The sequence below is a fragment of the Mesorhizobium sp. WSM1386 genome, assembly GCF_055901595.1.
In genome coordinates this window covers 6108852-6127670 of sequence record NZ_CM148373.1, presented here as the reverse complement: position 1 = coordinate 6127670, position 18819 = coordinate 6108852, and the positions used below count along the sequence as shown (strand labels likewise).

The window sequence follows — 18819 nt, the reverse complement described above, 5'->3', positions numbered from 1 at the left end:
AATTTGACGGCTTTCTCACTCTCTGTGACGGGTGAAGCCAACGTAAGGAGACCTGGATAGCCGAAATCAACGGCCCGTCTCGCCGATGTCAAACACGGCTCGCCTATCCGCTGGCTGGATGGCAAAATCGATTTTACCTGTTTTGCCGATTTCTACTAGGGAAGCTGGCGCGCCAAGGGCAAGCTTGTCAATCTCGAGAGAAGATTGAAGGAAGAACCGCTGAGCGGCATCGTCGGTGTCGCACACACGCGTTGGGCGACCCATGGGCCACCCACTGAGCGCAACGCGCACCCGCACATTGCGGAGGGTGTTGCCGTGGTTCACAACGGCATCATCGAGAATTTCGCCGAGCTGAAGGACGAACTGGCGGCGGCGGGCGCCGAGTTTCAGATCGATACCGACACCGAGGTTGTCGTTCATCTCTTGGCAGATATCGCCGTGAGGGCATGGGGCGGGGTGGAATGCACGCCATGCTGAAGCGCGTCAGGGGTGCCTATGCGCTTGCTGTTTTCTTTGAGGATGATCCCTCGACCATCATGGCGGCGCGCAACGGACCGCCATTGGCGATCGGTCACGGCGACGGCGAGATGTTCCTAGGCTCCGACGCCATTGCGCTTGCTCCCTTCACAAATGCAATCACCTATCTCGTCGACGGCGACTGGGCCGTTATTAGCAAGACAGGCGCCGATATCTTCAATTTGGATGGCCATCCCGTAGAGCGTCCGCGCCAGCTTCCCTTGCCGGGGATACCTGGCCGATAAGGGCAAGTATCGCCATTTATGGAGAAGGAAATTCATGAGCAGCCCGAGGTTGTCGCCCGTGCTCGGTCATCACATCAGCTTCGAAGGAAATCGCGTCGATAAGGCTTCTTGCATAGATTTTGCCAGGATCCCGAGCTTGGCGATCTCGGCTTGCGGCACCGCCTATCTGGCTGGACTGATCGCAAAAAATACTGGTTCGAGCGCTATGCGCGCCTGCCGGTCGAAATCGACGTTGCGTCCGAATTCCGCTACCGGGAGATCCCATTGCCGCCGCGGTCGGCGGCTCTTTTCATTTCGCAGTCCGGTGAAACCGCCGACACGCTCGCATCCCTGAGATACTGCAAGGCGCGTGGGCTGAAGACCGGCGATGTCGTCAACAGCCGGGAATCGAGCATCGCGCGGGAGGCCGACGCGGTCTTCCCGATCCTTGCCGGCCCGGAGATCGGCGTCGCCTCCACCAAGGCCTTCACCTGCCAGCTTGTGGTTCTAGCCACACTCACTGATGAGAAAGGGGCCGCTGCTTCGACGAAATACGCCGGAGCAAAGCGCGTCATCGGCCACTTGGATGTCGAGGAGATGCCGGTCCGTTCAGCTGTTTGTGGATCGTATCTCGCGCTGAACGCATGCCCGCGTTTTGATCAGACGAAGCAAAAACACAGAATAGGCCGCGATCGCCGAGGGCCGCCATGGCCGTTGACCCAGTCTGGCGCGCGGGCGGGCGCGTAAAAGGCTGCTCTCTGAGCGATCCCCGTTCCCCATCGCACCTGGTCGTGCGTAGTGTGCATTTCAGTTCACATCGCGCCGCGCGATGCTTGCCCGATGTTTAGAACAGCGGAGCAAGCCAATGACGCCCACGAAGTTGCTGATTGGGCAGATCGCCGTCGTATTCGCGATCGTCATGCTCGGAGTGTGGACGGCCACGCAGTGGTGCGCCCACATGCTAGGCTATCAGCCGCCACTCGGCACGCCGTGGTTTGTCGTGGCTGGCTGGCCGATCTACAAACCGTGGAACCTGTTCGAATGGTGGTACCATTTCGACGCCTATGCGCCCGAGGTCTTCGATAAGGCCGGTGCGCTCGCCGGCGCCAGTGGGTTCGTGGGCTGTGCCGCAGCCATCGCGGGCTCGCTCTGGCGCGCGCGACAGCTCGGATCGGTGACGACCTATGGCTCGTCAAGGTGGGCAACGATTCAGGAAATCGAGACGGCAGGCCTGTTTCGCCCGGCCGGCGTTTTCCTCGGCAAGCTGGAGGATCGCTATCTGCGACATGACGGGCCCGAGCACGTCATGGCCTTTGCCCCAACACGATCGGGCAAGGGCGTCGGACTGGTTGTTCCAACGCTTCTGTCCTGGACGGGATCGGCTGTCATTCATGATATAAAAGGCGAGAATTGGCAGTTGACCTCGGGCTGGCGGTCGAAATTCTCCTTTTGTCTTCTTTTCAATCCGACAGATCCGAGGTCGGCGCGTTATAACCCGCTGCTTGAGGTGCGAAGGGGTCCGCAAGAGGTCCGCGACGTTCAGAACATCGCCGACATTCTGGTAGATCCGGAAGGTGCGCTGGATCGCCGGAACCACTGGGAGAAGACAAGTCATTCCCTCCTCGTCGGCGCCGTTTTGCACGTGCTCTATGCCGAAGAGGAAAAGACGCTTGCCGGTGTCGCCACTTTCCTGTCGGACCCGCAACGTTCCTTTTCCGCGACGCTGCAGCGGATGATGACCACCAACCACCTGGGCACCCCCGACAAGCCTGAGGTCCATCCGGTCGTGGCCTCGGCGGCACGCGAGGTGCTGAACAAATCGGAAAACGAACGTTCGGGTGTTTTATCGACCGCCATGTCGTTTCTCGGGCTCTATCGCGACCCGACGGTTGCGGCGGCAACATCGGCCTGCGACTGGCGCCTGATCGATCTTATGGATGCCGAGCGACCGATGTCGCTCTATCTGGTGGTGCCGCCATCGGACATCTCGCGCACCAAGCCCTTGGTGCGACTGATCCTGAACCAGATCGGCAGACGCCTGACGGAGCGTCTTGAGGGCGACCCTAAGAAGGGTCGCAAACATCGGCTCCTGATGATGCTCGACGAATTCCCGGCGCTCGGTCGGTTAGATTTCTTCGAGACCGCGCTCGCCTTCATGGCCGGCTACGGCATTCGCGCTTACCTGATCGCGCAATCCTTGAACCAGATATCCAAGGCCTACGGCGAGAACAGCGCCATTCTCGACAACTGCCATGTGCGCATTGCCTTTTCCTCCAATGACGAACGCACGGCCAAGCGCATCTCGGACGCGCTTGGCACGGCAACGGAACTGAGATCCATGCGCAACTATGCCGGCCATCGCCTGGCCCCTTGGCTGTCGCACGTCATGGTCAGCCGTCAGGAAACGGCCCGACCGCTGCTGACTCCTGGCGAGGTGATGCAGCTGCCCCAGGCCGACGAGCTGGTGCTGATTTCAGGGCTGCCGCCATTGCGCGCGCAGAAGCTGCGTTACTACCAGGATCGGAATTTCACGGAACGCGTGCTACCTTCCCCGGTGCTGCGGGACGGCTCTTACGCCGACTGTCCCGCTTCGCGCCCGGACGATTGGACTGGTCTGGTGCGCGGCGTTGACAGCCGTCTAGCTGCAGGCGACGAGATTGCCGACGGGGCGATCGGGGACGAGGGCGGCGTCCAGCAGCAGCGACATCCAGCTCTGCCGGAAGATCAAGTCGTGCTTTCTCAAGAAGCTGACCAAGGCGAGCTCTTCAAGTCTGTTGACGATGATAGCGAGCCGGTCGCCGACAAGCGCGTCATGGATCGCATTTCGACGGCTGCCCGCGCCTACGGCATCAACGAGGGAAGGGGCGACGATAAAGACATCGTGCCCGGTTTCTGAACGCCGCTTCCTGACGGCGTACTTCGGCGTAGATAACGGCGATAAGCTTTCGTGGGCATCTGGGGGATGCTTGTTGCCGTCGCCGGCGCGCCGGCATGGCAGCTGGAACAAGCCACATGAAGCCCCGCCGCATTCGCCACCAGTTTCTGCTTGAGTTTGAGCTGAGCGAGAAGCTGAACAAACTCAGTCGTGACCCTTCGACCACCAAATCGGCGATTGTCGCGAAGGCCGTACAAGCCTTCATGGAGCGGCGTGCCGAGAACGAGCTCGACAAACGCTACGGAGTACGGCTCGACCGTCTTTCTCGCGACCTCGCTTATGTCAGGCGCGACGTCGAGATGATGCTGGAGAGCCTGGCGCTCTTCATTCGCTTTTCGATCACGCTTCACGCCCACACGCCGGTTCCGGACAGGGTAACGCAGGCCATTGGCCAGGAGCGCTTCGACAAATTTGTCGAGCAGGTGGGTCGGCAGATCGCGTCCGGAAAGCGATCGCTTGGCAAAGACAATAACGTGGGAGGGGAAGGGTGAACTCTCATCCTGAAGCAGACCACCGCCGCAGCGCGATGCTGCGCACCGCCATGGGTCCGGCGATCACCAAAGCGCTCTCCGATCCATTGGTCATCGAGGTGATGGTCAATCCCGACGGAGCACTGCGGCTCGATCGGCTCGGAGAAGGCCTGGTCGACACAGGCGTGCACATCCATCCTACCGAGGCGAAGCGAATCGTCCGCCTCGTCGCTTCCCATGTGCGCGCCGAAGCGCATGCGGATAAGCCGATCGTCAGCGCCGAACTGCCGTCGGGCGAGCGATTCGAAGGCCTGCTGCCACCCGTGGTGTTGGCGCCATGCTTTGCTATTCGTAAGCCTGCCGCAAAACTCTACACCCTGGCCGATTATGTCGCCGACCGCGTCATGCTGCCGCTGCAGGCCAATGCGTTGAAGGGAGCCGTCCGCGAACGGCGCAACATCCTGATCGCAGGCGGCACGTCCTCGGGCAAGACAACCCTTGCCAACGCGCTGCTGGCCGTGGTCGCCGACTGCGACGAGCGGGTGATCCTGATCGAGGATACGCGCGAACTTCAATGCGCAGCAAAAGACTGCGTTGCGCTGAGGACCAGGCGGGGTTCTGTCACGCTCGCTGATCTGGTGCGTTCGACACTGCGCCTCCGCCCCGATCGCATCATCGTCGGCGAGATCAGAGGCGCGGAAGCACTCGACATGCTGAAGGCATGGAACACCGGTCACCCAGGCGGCATCGCCACGGTTCACGCCAACTCGGCGCGGTCTGCCCTCTACCGCATCGAGCAGCTCGCACAGGAAGCCGTGGTCACCGTTCCCCGCCGGCTCATCGCCGAGGCGATCGATCTGATCGTCTTCATCGCCGGCCGCGGATCCTCGCGCCGCATCGAGGCGATCGCCGAGGTCACTGGCCTCGACGGCAGTGGCGACTACGCCGTCACCCAGCTCACGCTTCCGCAACTCCAGCAACTCTGAAAGGTCACTTCATGCGCAAGAAGCTTCGCTTTCTCTGGGCCACCGCGTTCGCTTTTCTTCTCACGTTTCCGGCATACGCCGCCGGCTCCGGCATGCCTTGGGAGCAGCCGCTGCAGCAAATCTTGGAATCGGTGCAGGGTCCAGTCGCCAAGATCATCGCGGTCATCATCATCATCACCACCGGCCTGACACTCGCCTTTGGCGACACGGCAGGTGGGTTCCGTCGGCTCATCCAGATCGTCTTCGGCCTGTCGATCGCCTTTGCCGCATCGAGCTTCTTCCTCTCCTTCTTCTCCTTTGGCGGCGGGGCACTCGTCTGATGTTGGCCGGAGAGCACCATATCGAGGGCTTTGAGGTTCCGGTTCACCGTGCACTGACCGAACCAATCCTGCTCGGCGGAGCGCCGCGAGCGGTGGCCATCCTCAGTGGCACCGTCGCCGCGGCCGTCGGGCTTGGCTTGCAGCAGTGGATTGCCGGACTGGTGCTGTGGATCTGCGGGCATACGGTGGCTGTCTACGCGGCCCGCCGCGACCCGGACTTCGCCAGCGTGCTCGTCCGCCACCTTCGCCTGAGGGGGTGGCTTGCATGCTGAATCTTTCAGAATATCGGGGTAAGGCCGACCGGCTTGCCGATCATCTGCCTTGGGCCGCACTGGTCGCACCAGGCGTCGTGCTCAATAAGGACGGCAGTTTCCAGCGCACCTTTGGGTTCCGCGGCCCTGATCTCGAGAGCGCAACAGAAGCCGAACTCATCGGCATCTGCGCTCGGGCCAACAATGCGCTCAGACGCCTCGGCTCTGGCTGGGCATTGTTCTTCGAGGCCGACCGCATCGAGGCGCTGGGCTATCCAGACTCGCGCTTCCCCGACGCTGCGTCGTGGTTGGTCGACGAAGAACGGCGCGCGTCCTTTCAAGGCAAGGTTGCGCATTACGAGAGCCGCTATCACCTGACGCTGACGTTCATGCCGCCGCCGGACAGCCAGGCGCGGGCGCAAAGCGCTCTGGTCGACTCGCATCATTCACAAGGCGAGAGAGAGTGGCGCCAGGAACTGGCGCGGTTCCGGGACGAAACCGGCCGCGTGCTGGATCTCCTGTCGGGCTTAATGCCCGAAATACGCGCACTCGATGATGCCGAGACGCTGACTTACCTCCACGGCACGATCTCGACCAGCCGCCATCCAGTGGCCATGCCGGAAACGCCGCTTTATCTCGACGGCATCCTGGTCGATGCGCCGCTTACGGGCGGATTGGAGCCGATGCTCGGCGAGCAACATCTGCGCACGCTCACCATTCTCGGTTTTCCGAATGTCACACGGCCCGGAATTCTCGACGCGCTCAACCATCAGGATTTCCCCTATCGCTGGATGACGCGCTTCATTCCGCTGGACAAGACCGAGGCCACCAGGACGCTGACGCGGTTGCGGCGGCAGTGGTTTGCCAAGCGCAAATCGATCGCGGCCATCCTGCGCGAGGTGGTGACCAGCGAACCAGTCCCGCTCGTTGACACCGACGCCGAAAACAAGGCGCTCGATGCCGACGCCGCACTCCAGGCGTTAGGCGGCGATCATGTCGGGTTCGGCTATCTGACGACGACGGTGACGGTATGGGACGAGGACCATCAGGCGGCCGCGGAGAAACTCCGCGCGGTCGAGCGGGTCGTCAATGGCCTCGGCTTCGCCACGATCCATGAAGGCGTGAATGCGGTCGAGGCCTGGCTCGGCTCGTTGCCCGGCCATGTCTATGCCAATGTCCGTCAGCCGCTCGTTCACACATTGAACCTAGCCCACTTGATGCCGCTTTCCTCGGTGTGGGCCGGCCCGGCGGCGAACGAGCATCTCGCCAAAGTTACACAGGCAGAGGCCCCGCCGCTTCTCTTCGCCTCAACCAGCGGGTCGACACCGTTCCGGCTTTCCACCCACGTCGACGATGTCGGCCACATGCTGATCGTCGGACCGACCGGCGCCGGCAAGTCGGTCCTCGTTGCCCTCTTCGCTCTGCAGTTCCGACGCTATGCCGGCGCGCAGGTCTATGTCTTCGACAAAGGCAATTCAGCCCGGGCCGCAATTCTTGCCATGGGTGGCGAGCATCACGCGCTGCGCGCGCACGGTGCGCTTGCCTTCCAGCCGCTGCGCAAGATTGACGATCCGGCGATCCGCAGCTGGGCAGCCGAATGGATCGCCGGGCTGATCGCCCATGAGAACGTCACCGTCACCCCGGAGGCGAAAGAGGCAATCTGGTCGGCACTCACCAGTCTTGCAACGGCGCCGGCGCAGGAACGCACACTCACCGGCCTGTCGGTCTTGCTTCAGTCCAACGCGCTGAAGTCCGCTTTGATGCCCTACACGCTCGACGGACCCTTCGGCCGGTTGCTGGACGCGGATCACGATCGGCTGGCCTTGTCGGATGTGCAGTGCTTCGAGACCGAAGAGCTGATGCACAGCCAAGGCGCTGTGCTGCCGGTGCTCACCTATCTTTTCCATCGCCTCGAGGCGCGGTTCGATGGACGACCGACATTGCTCATGCTCGACGAGGCCTGGCTCTATCTCGACAATCCGCTCTTTGCGGGGCGTATACGCGAATGGCTGAAGGTGCTGCGCAAGAAGAACGTCTCCGTCATTTTCGCCACGCAGTCACTGGCCGACATCGCTGGCTCTGCAATCGCACCGGCCATCATCGAGAGCTGCCCACAGCGCATCTTTCTTCCCAATGACCGTGCCGTGGAACCACAGGCACGGGAAGCCTATGAGCGTTTTGGCCTGAACGAGCGGCAGATCGAACTGGTCGCGCGCGCCACGCCGAAGCGGCACTATTATCTGCAATCGCGCCGCGGCAACCGGCTGTTTCAGCTGGGCTTGGGTCCAATCGCGCTTGCGCTGTGCGGCGCCTCCGATCCGGCCAGCCAGACCCTGATCGACAGGATCCTGTCGGAACACGGACAGGACGGCTTTGCCTTTCATTTCCTGAATGCCCGCGGGCTCGATTGGGCCGCCGAGCTTCTCCGCCAATTCCCTCAACCAGACATGGAGTAATCATGATGCGGCTCCGTTTCCTTTCCGGCCTGATCACCCTTTCCCTGATGGCCAAACCGATGGCCGGCTATGTCCAGCAAGCCTACGCGCTCATTGTCTTCGATCCCTCGAACTACACCCAGAATGTGCTGACGGCGGCACGCTCACTGGAGCAGATCAACAACCAGATACAGTCGCTCCAGAACCAGGCGACCATGCTACAGAACATGGCGCGCAACCTTCAGAGGTTGGATTTTTCTTCGGTGGGCCAGCTCACCGGTTCTCTGCAGCGGATCGACGGGCTCATGGACCAGGCGAGTGGCCTGAGTTTTGATCTGGACAAGCTGCAGGACCAGTGGCGCAATCAATATCCCGAAAGCTACGACGCCACGATCAAGGTCAGCGATGTGGCAAGCGCAGCGCGCGAGCGCTGGCAGAGCGCCATGCAGGCGTTCCGGCAGACGATGGGTGTCCAGTCGCAGATCCTCGAGAACGTCCGCGGCGATCGCGACCTGCTTGCTGATCTCGTCAACCGCAGCCAGGGTGCTGGCGGTGCGCTTGAGGCAAGCCAGGCCACCAACCAACTGATCGCGCTGTCAACCAAGCAGCAGATGCAGATCCAGACGCTGCTTGCGACGCAGTTTCGCGCTGAGGCGGAGGATGCGGCTCGCAAGGCGCAGTCCGAAGAAGCCGCGCGCCAGACGACAAAGCGTTTCCTCGGCACCGGCACGGCCTATCCCGGCAACTGATCACCATTTCTGTCACGAGGAAGGCGCAATGAACGACCTCGGGGTCATCGATCGATTCATGGAGACTTTCATCCGCTATATTGACAGCGGGTTTGGTCTGCTGTCGGGCGATGTCGCCTTCCTCACCACGACCCTAATCGGCATCGACATCACGTTAGCCGGGCTCGCTTGGGCATTCGCCGGCGAGCCCAACATTCTCGGCCGCTTCATCCGCAAGGTGCTCTATGTCGGCGTCTTCGCTTTCATCCTGAACAATTTCAAGAATCTCGCCGACATTATATACCGCTCCTTCGCAGGGCTGGGCATCAACGCTTCGGCCGCCAATCTGTCGCCCGACAGTCTCCTGCGGCCCGGACGTATTGCCGCCACAGGGTTCGAGGGCGCGTGGCCGCTGCTGGATCAAGCGAGCCAGCTTCTTGGCTTTCCCGAAATCTTCGGCAACGCGCTCACCATTTTCGTGCTGCTCGTGGCCTGGTTCCTGATCATCATTGCCTTCTTCATTCTTTCCATCCAGCTCTTCATCACCATCCTGGAGTTCAAGCTCACCACTCTCGCCGGCTTCGTTCTGGTGCCCTTCGCAGTCTGGAATCGGTCGGCGTTCCTGGCGGAGCGCGTGCTCGGCAACGTGATCTCGTCGGGCATCAAAGTGATGGTGCTTGGCGTCGTCGTCGGCATCGGGTCCACACTGTTCGGCGAGTTCGCTTCGGCGCTGCAAGGCAAGGAGCCGGATTTGGCCGCCGCCATGTCACAGGTGTTGGGCGCGCTGGCGCTGCTTGGACTAGGTATTTTTGGGCCTGGAATAGCGTCCGGTCTCGTCTCGGGTGCCCCGCAGCTTGGTGCGGGCGCTGCACTGGGTACGGCCGCCGCCGCCGCCGGTGCGTCACTCGTTGCCGGAGGCGCTGCGATCGCCGGGGTGCGCATGGCAGCTGATGGCGGGCTTGCCGCAATTCGCGCCGGCACCACGATCGGTTCGGCAGCTTCCTCTGCCTGGCAACTAGGGCGCGCAACCTCGCCTGACTCCGGCCTGTCCGGTGTGGCTGCCGGGATGCAGGGCGTGGCAGGTGCCGCCAGTGGCGCCGCTGTGCGAGCGGCACGATTTGCCGCGGAAACCTTCGGGCGCAGCGCTGACGCCGGGCGCCAGGCCGCATGGACCGCGACCGGCGGGTCTCCCATCGCCTCGATGACCGAAACTCCTGCGGGTCCGACCACCGATGCTGCCCCTAGCTGGGCCAGGCGCCTGCGTTTCCAGCAGTCTGCGCGAGCCCACCGCCACGCCACCATGCAGGCCGTGCGCGATGGTGACAGACCGGGCGGTAGCGCCAATCCCTCTCTCAACGACAAGGACGACTAGATGCTCTTCAAGCGATCCGTTCAACGCTACGGCAAGACACCCGAGCCCATCACACCGTACCAGAAGGCGGGCCAACTGTGGGATGAGCGCATCGGCTCATCGCGGGTGCAGGCCCGCAACTGGCGGCTGATGGCTCTTGGCTGCCTGGCATTGGCAACCGGGCTCTCCGGCGGGCTCGTTTGGCAGTCAATGCAGAGCCGGGTTGTGCCCTACGTCGTCGAGGTCGACCGCTTCGGCGAGGCGCGCGCCGTAGCCTCGGCAATCCGGGACTACGAGCCGACGGACGCCCAGATCGCCTGGCATCTTGGCCGTTTCATTCAGAATATCCGTTCCGTTTCCACCGATCCGGTGTTGGTGCGGCAGAACTGGTTGGCCGCCTATGACTTTGCCAGTGACCGCGCCGCGCTCTTCCTCAACGAATATGCCAAGGCGAACGATCCTTTCGGTCAGATCGGAACGCGAAGCGTGTCCGTCCAGGTGACCAGCGTAGTGCGGGCTTCCGGCAGCTCGTTCCAGGTCAAATGGACCGAGCAGGTCTTTGAGCGCGGCAGCCTTGCCAGCACGACCCGCTGGACGGCGATCCTCACGGTCATGATCCGCCCGCCAAACAATACAGACCAACTGCGCAAGAATCCGCTCGGCCTCTTCATCAACGCCATCGATTGGTCGCGCGAGCTCGACAGTGCCGCGCCGACCTCCGTTTCCCCCAAGGAGCCCGCCAATGACAAATAAAGCCCCATCGCTCCGTGCCGCGCTGATCCTGTCGGCCTCAGCAGCGGTGCTGTCCGCCTGCGCATCCAAGCCGGTGCCGCCGCCCGAGATTGCCTATGACGCTGCCGACTTCAAAGCAGCGTCGATCGAGAAGCCGCCAGAGAAACCGGTTAAAATCGTCCAGGTGCCAAAGCCGCTACCGCTTCCCGGCCAGTTGCAGCCTGACCCGGTCAAGTTCGCCGAAGACAAGCGTTCTCCTGAAGAACGCGTTGCCGATGCCAATAGGGCCGCAACTCGGCAGCCAACCAGGTATGGCTATGTCAACGCGGTCCAGGTCTATCCCTTCACCGATGGGGCGCTTTATCAGCTCTTTGCAGCGCCGGAACGCGTCACCGATATCGCTCTGCAGCCGGGCGAGAAACTGACGGCGGTGTCCGCCGGGGACACGGTCCGCTGGGTCATAGGCGACACCGTCAGTGGCACCGGTGACGGTCAGCGCACCCATGTTTTGGTGAAGCCGTTCGCGCCCGAGCTTACCACAAATCTGGTGATCACCACGGATCGACGCACCTATCACTTGCAGCTCCAAAGCACGGAGAAGACCGCAATGGCGGCCATCTCTTGGACTTACAGCGAAGACCAGATCCTTGCGCTCTCCCGGCGAAACGTTCAGGCCGACGCTGCAACGCCGGTCGCATCGAATGTTGCGCTCGAAAATATCCGCTTCCGCTATTCAATCGCCGGCGACACACCGCCCTGGAGACCGACACGAGCCTTTGACGACGGCAGCAAAGTCTATATCGAATTCCCACCCCGCATCGATCAGGGCGAGGCGCCGCCGCTCTTCATCGTCGGTACTGACGGCGGCAATCAGCTGGTCAACTACCGCATGCGTGGCAACTACTACATCGTCGATCGCCTGTTCGCCGCGGCCGAACTGCGCCTCGGCGCCAAGCCGCAGCAGGTCGTGCGCATCTCAAGGATTGACGGCCGGCAATTGCCGCGTCGGATGCCACTCTTTGCCGGTTTCGGCAGGTGAGGGAAAGGCTCATGACCGATACGTCCCACTCCCATGCGCCGCCGAAACTCGATCCCGACCAGCTGCAGCTGCGCGCCTCACCCCGCGGTGCTGTGCGCTTCAGGCGGGGTGTGATTGTCGCGATCTCTGCCGCAGGATGTGGTGCCATTCTGGGCGTCATGATCATTGCGCTTCAGGGACCGGCATTGCGATTCAAAGAGCTGGCGGAAGACCTCTACCATCCTGACCACAAGCCCACCGCCGAGGGGCTCGACAGCCTGCCCAGGGACTATTCCGGCGTCAAGCCGAAGGCCCCGGTGCTCGGACCGCCGCTACCCGGTGATCTCGGCCGCCCCATCCTCGAGCGGCAGCGCCAACTCGGCATCGCGCCGGGACAGGACGTCTCCGCCGAGGATCAACGCCTTGCCCAGCAGGCGATCGAAGCGCGCGAGTCGCAAGTGTTGTTCCGAATCGACAATCGATCCAGACCGACAGATCTCGCCGGCGGCGGGGAGAGTGTACAGCAGCGGCCTGAAGCGGTTCCGCAACCGGGAGCGACAGGCGCGTCGGCTTCCGTCGCTCCAGCCGAGGGCGATCAGAACAACCAACAGCGCAAGCTGGATTTTGTCAGTCAGCGGAGCACAAGCGGAATCTACAATCCGCATGCGCTGCAGACATCTGCTTCGCCCTACCAGCTGATGGCTGGCAGCGTAATCGCGGCAAGCCTCATTACCGGGATCAATTCCGACCTACCCGGCCTCGTCGTCGCGCAGGTCACAGAGAATGTGCAAGACACAGTCACTGGGAGCATCTTGCTCATTCCACAAGGTTCCCGGCTGATCGGCACCTATGACAGCGTGGTGGCGTTTGGGCAAAAGCGCGCATTGCTGGTCTGGCAGCGAATAATCCTGCCGGACGGGTCCTCGATCGAAATCGATAATCTGCCGGCGACAGACACCGCCGGATATGCAGGGCTTGAGGACAAGGTGGATTTCCACACCTGGCAGCTGATCAAGGGGGTTGCGCTTGCGACCTTGCTTGGCGTGGGTACCGAATTGACCCTTGGAGACAATGAAAGCGATCTGGTCAAGGCGATCCGCGAATCCGCCCAGCAGAACGTCAGTCGAGCTGGCCAGCGCATAACTGAGAAAAATCTCAACGTTCAGCCCACCATAACGATCCGACCAGGCTGGCCACTGCGCGTCATCGTGCACAAGGATCTCTTGCTGCGACCATACAAAATTGAACGGGAGTGATTATGGTCAACTTGAAACTTGGCAAGCTTCCAGACCGAACGCCTTTGAAGATTACCATCACCGTCAGCGCGGAGTTGAGCCAAGAACTCAAGGCCTATGCTGCGCTCTATCGTCAGACCTACGGCGAGTCTGAAACAGTCGCGGAACTCATCCCGTTCATGCTGGCGGGATTTCTGGACGGCGACCGAGCGTTTGCCAAGGCCAGAAAAGAAGGTCTGGCGACGGCAGACGAATCGCGGTCTTTGAAAGCCTCAGATTCCGAATGACCGAAGCAGAGAGTCAGTCAAGTGCAATTGTGGCGCACCGCACGCTCGGCCGGTCCATCCATGAGGCCGAGCTGTGCCAAGCGAAGGTTCCATCTCTCCATCATGTGCCGGCCGATGTCGACCGGGAAGACGATCACCGGCGGCAGCGTGGATGCAGCGCGTTGATATGCCTGCGTGCCTGTCAAAGAAGGGTGTGCGCGGGCAACATCGTCGTATGGCAAATAGGTCACCGATGATGGACCCTCGCGCGGACCGCGACGCACTCGCTGGCTCAAACTGCCACGGAGTGCCTGGCCTTTCCCGTTTTGAGATATTTGTCGAACTTCGCAGCGACGCATCTGACAAAGGGACGACTTTCCATCGGTACGACGAAACGGTCGCCATCGAGTTCAAGCAATCGGACGGGGTTGTCGAGGGCCACGGTACTCGACCGGAGAAGGAGCTTCTGGCCGGCTTTGCCAAAGCGCTCAACCAGGTCGATCGCCGAAAAACCGAAATCGCACATCAGCCGCTCGATGATCCAGCCGCGAGCGCGGTCGTCGTTGGAAAAAGCAATGCCGCGGACCGAAGCCAACCCACCGCCATCCACTATGCGCCGATACTCGGCGGTAGAAGGCATGTTCTGTACATAGCCTTGCCGGAATTGGCTGATGGACGACGGACCGAGGCCGATCAAGGTTTCGCAGCGATCCTCGGTATAGCCTTGGAAGTTGCGATGCAACGTTCCGGCATGCGCGGCAAGCGCCAGCGCATCACCCGGTTTGGCGAAATGGTCGAGCCCGATTGCTTCGTATCCTTGGTCGAGTATGGCGCGAGCTGCCAGTTGCGATTGGGCAAACCGCTCGTCCGGGCCTGGCAACCACGCCTCGTCGATCATGGTCTGATGTTTCTTGAACCAAGGCACGTGCGCATAGCCAAAAAGGGCGATCCGGTCGGGCTCGAGCGTCAGCGCCTGCCTGACGGTGGACAAGACGCTCTCCTCGATCTGGTCCGGCAAGCCGTAGAGCAGGTCGAGGTTAACCGACTCGACGCCGCGTGACCGAACGCCGTGGACGACTGTCTTGGTCTGCAAGAAGGTCTGTTCGCGATTGATGGCCTTCTGCACCTTCGGATCGAATCCTGGACCCCGAGGCTGGCCCTCGTCATGCCGATTTTGGCGAGTGCGTCAAGGCGCTCTTCGTCCATGTCGTTGGGTTCGATTCGACGCTGATCTTGGCGCCGGGAAGAAATGAGAAGCTGTTGCGCAGAACGTCTCCCAGCGCCACCATGTCCTGTGGTTTGAGCATCGTCGGTGAGCCGCCACCGAAATGGACGGCACGCACCCGGCCCTTGCCTCCGGCGAGACGTGAGACGGTGGCGATCTCCGCATGCAGCGATCTCAGATATCTGGTGACCGGTTCATAGTGGCGTGTCTGCTTGGTGTGGCACGCACAGAACCAGCAAAGCTTGTCGCAGAAAGGGATGTGCACGTAGAACGATATCTCATCGTCCTCGCCGAGCGCCTCCAGCCAGCCACGATAAGCCGCAGCATCGACGCCCACGTGGAAATGCGGTGCGGTGGGATAGCTGGTATAGCGAGGGACGTTTTCGGCGATCCGAGCAGCTACTTTCGACTGCATGTCGTGGTCACCATGTTTGCACCGCTGGAACTCTTGACTGATTGGCCGGCCAGCACCCTGATTTCGATCAAGTGCAGCTCGGACAAACTGCCGCAAGGATTTTCCTACCCTGGATTGCTACCCTGTCGGTGCTTGGAAGAGGGTAGAGCGAGCGCATGACACTACGGCAGGACATTCACAGTTCCGGCATTCCCGTTCTTTGCCGCTCTTGCGGGGGAAGGCGTCGCGGTATTTGCGGCGCACTCGATCCAGACCGTTTGGCTGCGCTTGCCAGGAGTTCATCGCGGCACAAGATCGAGCCAGGAGTCGAACTGGTCGGCGACTGCGAGGCCGTCAACAGCTATTCGAATGTGCTTTCAGGCGTGGTGAAGCTGACGAAGAGCCTTTCGGACGGGCGCCAGCAGATCGTAGGGCTCCAGTTTGCACCGGATTTTCTGGGGCGACCCTTCAAGGTCGAAAGCGAGATCAGTGCGGAAGCGGCAACCGTTGTCACGCTGTGTTCGTTCCCCAAGGCAGCCCTCGAACGGATGGTGAAGGAATCACCGGAACTCGAGCATCGCCTGCTTAAGCAGGCGCTGGACGAACTTGACGCAGCACGCGAATGGATGGTGACGCTCGGGCGCAAGACGGCATCGGAAAAGGTGGCGAGTTTTCTCGTCATGCTCGCCCTGAACATGGATTCCAGTGTTGATCCGGCCGCTATCTCGGCGTCCTTCGATCTCCCACTGACTCGTGCCGACATCTCTGATTTCCTTGGCCTGACGAATGAGACGGTGAGCCGCCAGCTGACTCGATTGCGAGCTGAAGGCGTGATCCGGATCGAGAACAAACGCCATGTGAGGGTGGAGAGCGTCGGCCGGCTGGAGCAGCGTTGCGGCGGCCGAAGGCCGCGGCAGTTTGGATAAGCCCAAGCGGCGGGCTCTGCGCCTCCAACTCCGATCCGCGGCAGGACATGCTGCGTTCGAACACAATCTATTGCTGTAGCCTCGAGACGCCCCGGTAGCATAGACCCAAGAGCATCCGCGACCCTTGTCGGATATCGAGGCAGCCGGCAAGAGTTCCGGAAAGCTCGCCGGTGAAGCATTGATCCTTGAGGTCCTCGTACCCGCAGGGTGGCGGCGATGTCACTGCGTCTTTTCCGAGCCATTCCAAGCGACCTTAGCAGCGCTACTTCCAGCGTCGCGGAGGGCCGCGCTTCGACATACCCGCCGCCGCAACGTCCGCTCTGATTTGCGCGAACTCGATTCCGCCGAACAAACCTGGCACCTGACATGGATCAGGGCGGGCAGAGGGCAGCTGCGCAATTGATGCCGAGCGGATTTGCGTCCGCCCGATTCGGGATCAGGATTTGCGATGAAATTCGGCACAGCGATCGTCGTGGTGGGCTTTTTTGCTTTTGCAGCCCTGGTGGCTGCCGGCCTCGGCATTGATGGACCTTTCCGCCAGCATATGGGGGTGCTGTCTTTTGCCCTTATTGCCTTTACCGGGATCTTGTTGCGCAACACGGAATTCAAGCCGGCCGCTCCGATCGATCCATCCGCTTACATGGATGGTCCAATCCGCTACGGCGCCATCGCCACCATGTTCTGGGGTGTTGTCGGCATGGTGGTCGGCGTGGTCATCGCGCTGCAGCTCGCCTACTCCGATCTCAACATTCAACCTTGGTTTAATTTCGGCCGCTTGCGGCCGCTGCATACGTCCGGCGTCGTCTTCGCCTTCGGCGGCAACGCGCTGCTGTGCACGTCATTGTACGTCGTGCAACGTACCTGCCGCGCGCGCCTGTTCGGCGGCGATCTCGCCTGGTTCGTGTTCTGGGGTTACCAGCTCTTCATCGTCATGGCCGCGACCGGCTATCTGCTCGGTATCACCGAGAGCCGCGAGTACGCCGAACCCGAGTGGTATGTGGACATCTGGCTGACCATCGTCTGGGTCTGCTATCTCATCCTGTTCCTGGGCACGATCCTGAAGCGCAAGGAACCGCATATCTACGTCGCCAACTGGTTTTACCTCTCCTTCATCGTGACCATCGCGATGCTGCACGTGGTCAACAACCTTTCGATGCCGGCCTCTCTCCTAGGTTCCAAGAGCTACTCAGCCTTTTCCGGTGTCCAGGACGCCCTGACGCAATGGTGGTACGGTCACAACGCCGTCGGCTTCTTCCTCACCGCCGGCTTCCTCGGCATGATGTACTATTTTGTGCCGAAGCAGGCGAACCGCCCGGTCTATTCCTACCGGCTGTCGATCATCCACTTCTGGGCATTGATCTTCCTGTACATCTGGGCCGGGCCGCACCACCTGCATTTCACCGCTCTGCCCGACTGGGCGCAGACGCTCGGCATGGTGTTCTCGATCATGCTGTGGATGCCGTCCTGGGGCGGCATGATCAACGGCCTGATGACGCTGTCCGGCGCCTGGGACAAGCTGCGCACCGATCCGATCATCCGCATGATGGTGATGGCCGTCGCCTTCTACGGCATGTCGACCTTCGAAGGCCCGGTGATGGCTATCAAGGCGGTCAACTCGCTGTCGCATTATACCGACTGGACAATCGGTCACGTGCACTCCGGCGCGCTCGGCTGGGTCGGCATGATTTCTTTCGGCGCGATCTACTACATGGTGCCGAAGCTCTGGAACCGCGACCGGCTCTATTCGCTGCGGCTGGTTACCTGGCACTTCTGGCTGGCGACCCTGGGGATCGTCGTCTACGCCGCCGCCATGTGGGTGTCCGGCATCACGCAGGGCCTGATGTGGCGCGAATACGATGAGCAGGGCTTCCTGGTCTACTCCTTCGCCGAAACCGTCGCTGCCATGCGCCCCTACTATGTGATGCGCGCTATCGGCGGCGCCATGTACCTCTCCGGCGCCCTGATCATGGCTTGGAACATCGCGATGACGATTCTCGGCCACCAGCGTGAGGAAAAACCGATGTCGGGTGCCGCGCCTGTCCTTCAGCCAGCCAGGGAGCCAAACCAATGGGCTTGATGGACAAACATGCCATTATCGAGAAGAACGCCACGCTTCTTCTCGTGGGCTCCCTTCTTGTCGTGACTGTCGGCGGCATCCTCGAAATCGCGCCGCTCTTCTACCTCGACAACACGATCGAGAAGGTGGAAGGCATGCGTCCCTACTCGCCGCTCGAGCTCGTCGGGCGCAACATCTATGTGCGCGAGGGCTGCTACCTCTGCCATAGCCAGATGATCAGGCCGTTCCGCGACGAGGTCGAGCGCTATGGTCACTACAGCCTGGCCGCCGAGTCGATGTACGATCACCCCTTCCAATGGGGATCGAAGCGGACGGGGCCGGATCTGGCCCGGGTCGGTGACCGATATTCGAATTCATGGCATGTCGCGCATCTCTCCGATCCGCGTTCCGTTGTGCCGGAATCCATCATGCCCAGCTACGCGTTCCTGAAGGACGCACCGATTGACGTGAAGGATTTCTCGACGCATCTGGTCGCCAACAGGCGGGTCGGCGTTCCCTACAATGATGAGATGGTCGCCAACGCCAACGCCGATCTGATGGCGCAGGCCGACCCGAATGCCGACACCTCGGGCCTCGAGAAACGCTATCCCAAAGCCAAGGTCGGCGACTTCGACGGCAACCCGCAACAGGTCACCGAAATGGATGCGCTCGTTGCGTATCTGCAGATGCTCGGCACGTTGGTCAATTTCAAGAACTACGACGAAGGCGCCGGCTATCGCTGAGGAGTTTT

General features: G+C 61.5%; 16 protein-coding genes and 2 pseudogenes. 16 read left to right on the top strand and 2 right to left on the bottom strand.

Going from position 1 to position 18819, the window contains the following annotated elements; all coding sequences use genetic code 11:
* Nucleotides 1-168 precede the first annotated feature (168 nt).
* The 13 genes and pseudogenes from glmS to AC0NIH_RS29850 all read left to right on the top strand — a co-directional run.
* Nucleotides 169-1343, top strand: a pseudogene (glmS, locus tag AC0NIH_RS29910) (glutamine--fructose-6-phosphate transaminase (isomerizing)); the annotation flags it as partial.
* Between the two features lie 262 nt (nt 1344-1605).
* Nucleotides 1606-3636, top strand: a complete 2031-nt coding sequence (locus AC0NIH_RS29905; protein ID WP_473468846.1) for a conjugal transfer protein TraG — start codon at nt 1606-1608, stop codon at nt 3634-3636.
* A 116-nt stretch (nt 3637-3752) separates the two neighbouring features.
* On the top strand, nt 3753-4166 hold the full coding sequence (locus AC0NIH_RS29900; RefSeq protein WP_473468848.1) for a CopG family transcriptional regulator: 414 nt from the start codon (nt 3753-3755) through the stop codon (nt 4164-4166).
* Nucleotides 4163-5131, top strand: a complete 969-nt coding sequence (trbB, locus tag AC0NIH_RS29895; RefSeq protein WP_473468849.1) for a P-type conjugative transfer ATPase TrbB — start codon at nt 4163-4165, stop codon at nt 5129-5131. The genes AC0NIH_RS29900 and trbB overlap by 4 nt, the downstream gene beginning before the upstream one ends.
* 11 nt (nt 5132-5142) lie before the next feature.
* On the top strand, nt 5143-5451 hold the full coding sequence (locus AC0NIH_RS29890) for a TrbC/VirB2 family type IV secretion system protein (protein WP_473468851.1): 309 nt from the start codon (nt 5143-5145) through the stop codon (nt 5449-5451).
* Nucleotides 5451-5723, top strand: coding sequence for a VirB3 family type IV secretion system protein (locus tag AC0NIH_RS29885; protein ID WP_473468854.1), 273 nt, complete (start codon nt 5451-5453; stop codon nt 5721-5723). The genes AC0NIH_RS29890 and AC0NIH_RS29885 overlap by 1 nt, the downstream gene beginning before the upstream one ends.
* On the top strand, nt 5717-8158 hold the full coding sequence (gene trbE / locus AC0NIH_RS29880; protein ID WP_473468857.1) for a conjugal transfer protein TrbE: 2442 nt from the start codon (nt 5717-5719) through the stop codon (nt 8156-8158). The genes AC0NIH_RS29885 and trbE overlap by 7 nt, the downstream gene beginning before the upstream one ends.
* A gap of 2 nt (nt 8159-8160) precedes the next feature.
* A complete protein-coding gene (gene trbJ, locus AC0NIH_RS29875) occupies nt 8161-8886 on the top strand; it encodes a P-type conjugative transfer protein TrbJ (RefSeq protein WP_473468859.1) in 726 nt (241 codons plus the stop codon).
* Between the two features lie 28 nt (nt 8887-8914).
* A complete protein-coding gene (gene trbL / locus AC0NIH_RS29870; RefSeq protein WP_473468862.1) occupies nt 8915-10237 on the top strand; it encodes a P-type conjugative transfer protein TrbL in 1323 nt (440 codons plus the stop codon).
* Nucleotides 10238-10969 (top strand): conjugal transfer protein TrbF, encoded by a 732-nt coding sequence (trbF, locus tag AC0NIH_RS29865; RefSeq protein ID WP_473468864.1) that lies wholly within the window; start codon nt 10238-10240, stop codon nt 10967-10969. It begins immediately after the preceding gene.
* Entirely contained in the window at nt 10959-11987 is a 1029-nt protein-coding gene (gene trbG, locus AC0NIH_RS29860) for a P-type conjugative transfer protein TrbG (protein WP_473468867.1), read from the top strand. Before trbF ends, trbG begins: the two co-directional genes overlap by 11 nt.
* An 11-nt stretch (nt 11988-11998) precedes the next feature.
* Nucleotides 11999-13222, top strand: a complete 1224-nt coding sequence (locus tag AC0NIH_RS29855) for a TraB/TrbI/VirB10 family type IV secretion system protein (RefSeq protein ID WP_473468868.1) — start codon at nt 11999-12001, stop codon at nt 13220-13222.
* A gap of 2 nt (nt 13223-13224) precedes the next feature.
* Nucleotides 13225-13488 (top strand): DUF2274 domain-containing protein, encoded by a 264-nt coding sequence (locus AC0NIH_RS29850; RefSeq protein ID WP_473468870.1) that lies wholly within the window; start codon nt 13225-13227, stop codon nt 13486-13488.
* 17 nt (nt 13489-13505) lie between these two features.
* On the opposite strand, the gene AC0NIH_RS29845 is transcribed toward AC0NIH_RS29850, so the two are convergent.
* On the bottom strand, nt 13506-13718 hold the full coding sequence (locus tag AC0NIH_RS29845; RefSeq protein ID WP_473468872.1) for a hypothetical protein: 213 nt from the start codon (nt 13716-13718) through the stop codon (nt 13506-13508).
* A gap of 41 nt (nt 13719-13759) precedes the next feature.
* Nucleotides 13760-15107: pseudogene (gene hemN / locus AC0NIH_RS29840) on the bottom strand (oxygen-independent coproporphyrinogen III oxidase).
* Nucleotides 15108-15262: 155 nt separating this feature from the next.
* On the opposite strand from hemN, the gene AC0NIH_RS29835 reads away from it, so the two are divergent.
* The 3 genes from AC0NIH_RS29835 (at nt 15263) to ccoO (ending at nt 18811) form a co-directional block, all read left to right on the top strand.
* Nucleotides 15263-16012 carry a Crp/Fnr family transcriptional regulator gene (locus AC0NIH_RS29835; RefSeq protein ID WP_473468875.1) on the top strand — a complete coding sequence of 250 codons (750 nt, stop codon included), beginning with the start codon at nt 15263-15265 and terminating at the stop codon, nt 16010-16012.
* A 448-nt stretch (nt 16013-16460) separates the two neighbouring features.
* Nucleotides 16461-18089 (top strand): cytochrome-c oxidase, cbb3-type subunit I, encoded by a 1629-nt coding sequence (gene ccoN / locus AC0NIH_RS29830; protein WP_473468877.1) that lies wholly within the window; start codon nt 16461-16463, stop codon nt 18087-18089.
* Nucleotides 18080-18811 (top strand): cytochrome-c oxidase, cbb3-type subunit II, encoded by a 732-nt coding sequence (ccoO, locus tag AC0NIH_RS29825; RefSeq protein WP_473468880.1) that lies wholly within the window; start codon nt 18080-18082, stop codon nt 18809-18811. The genes ccoN and ccoO overlap by 10 nt, the downstream gene beginning before the upstream one ends.
* Nucleotides 18812-18819: the final 8 nt, after the last annotated feature.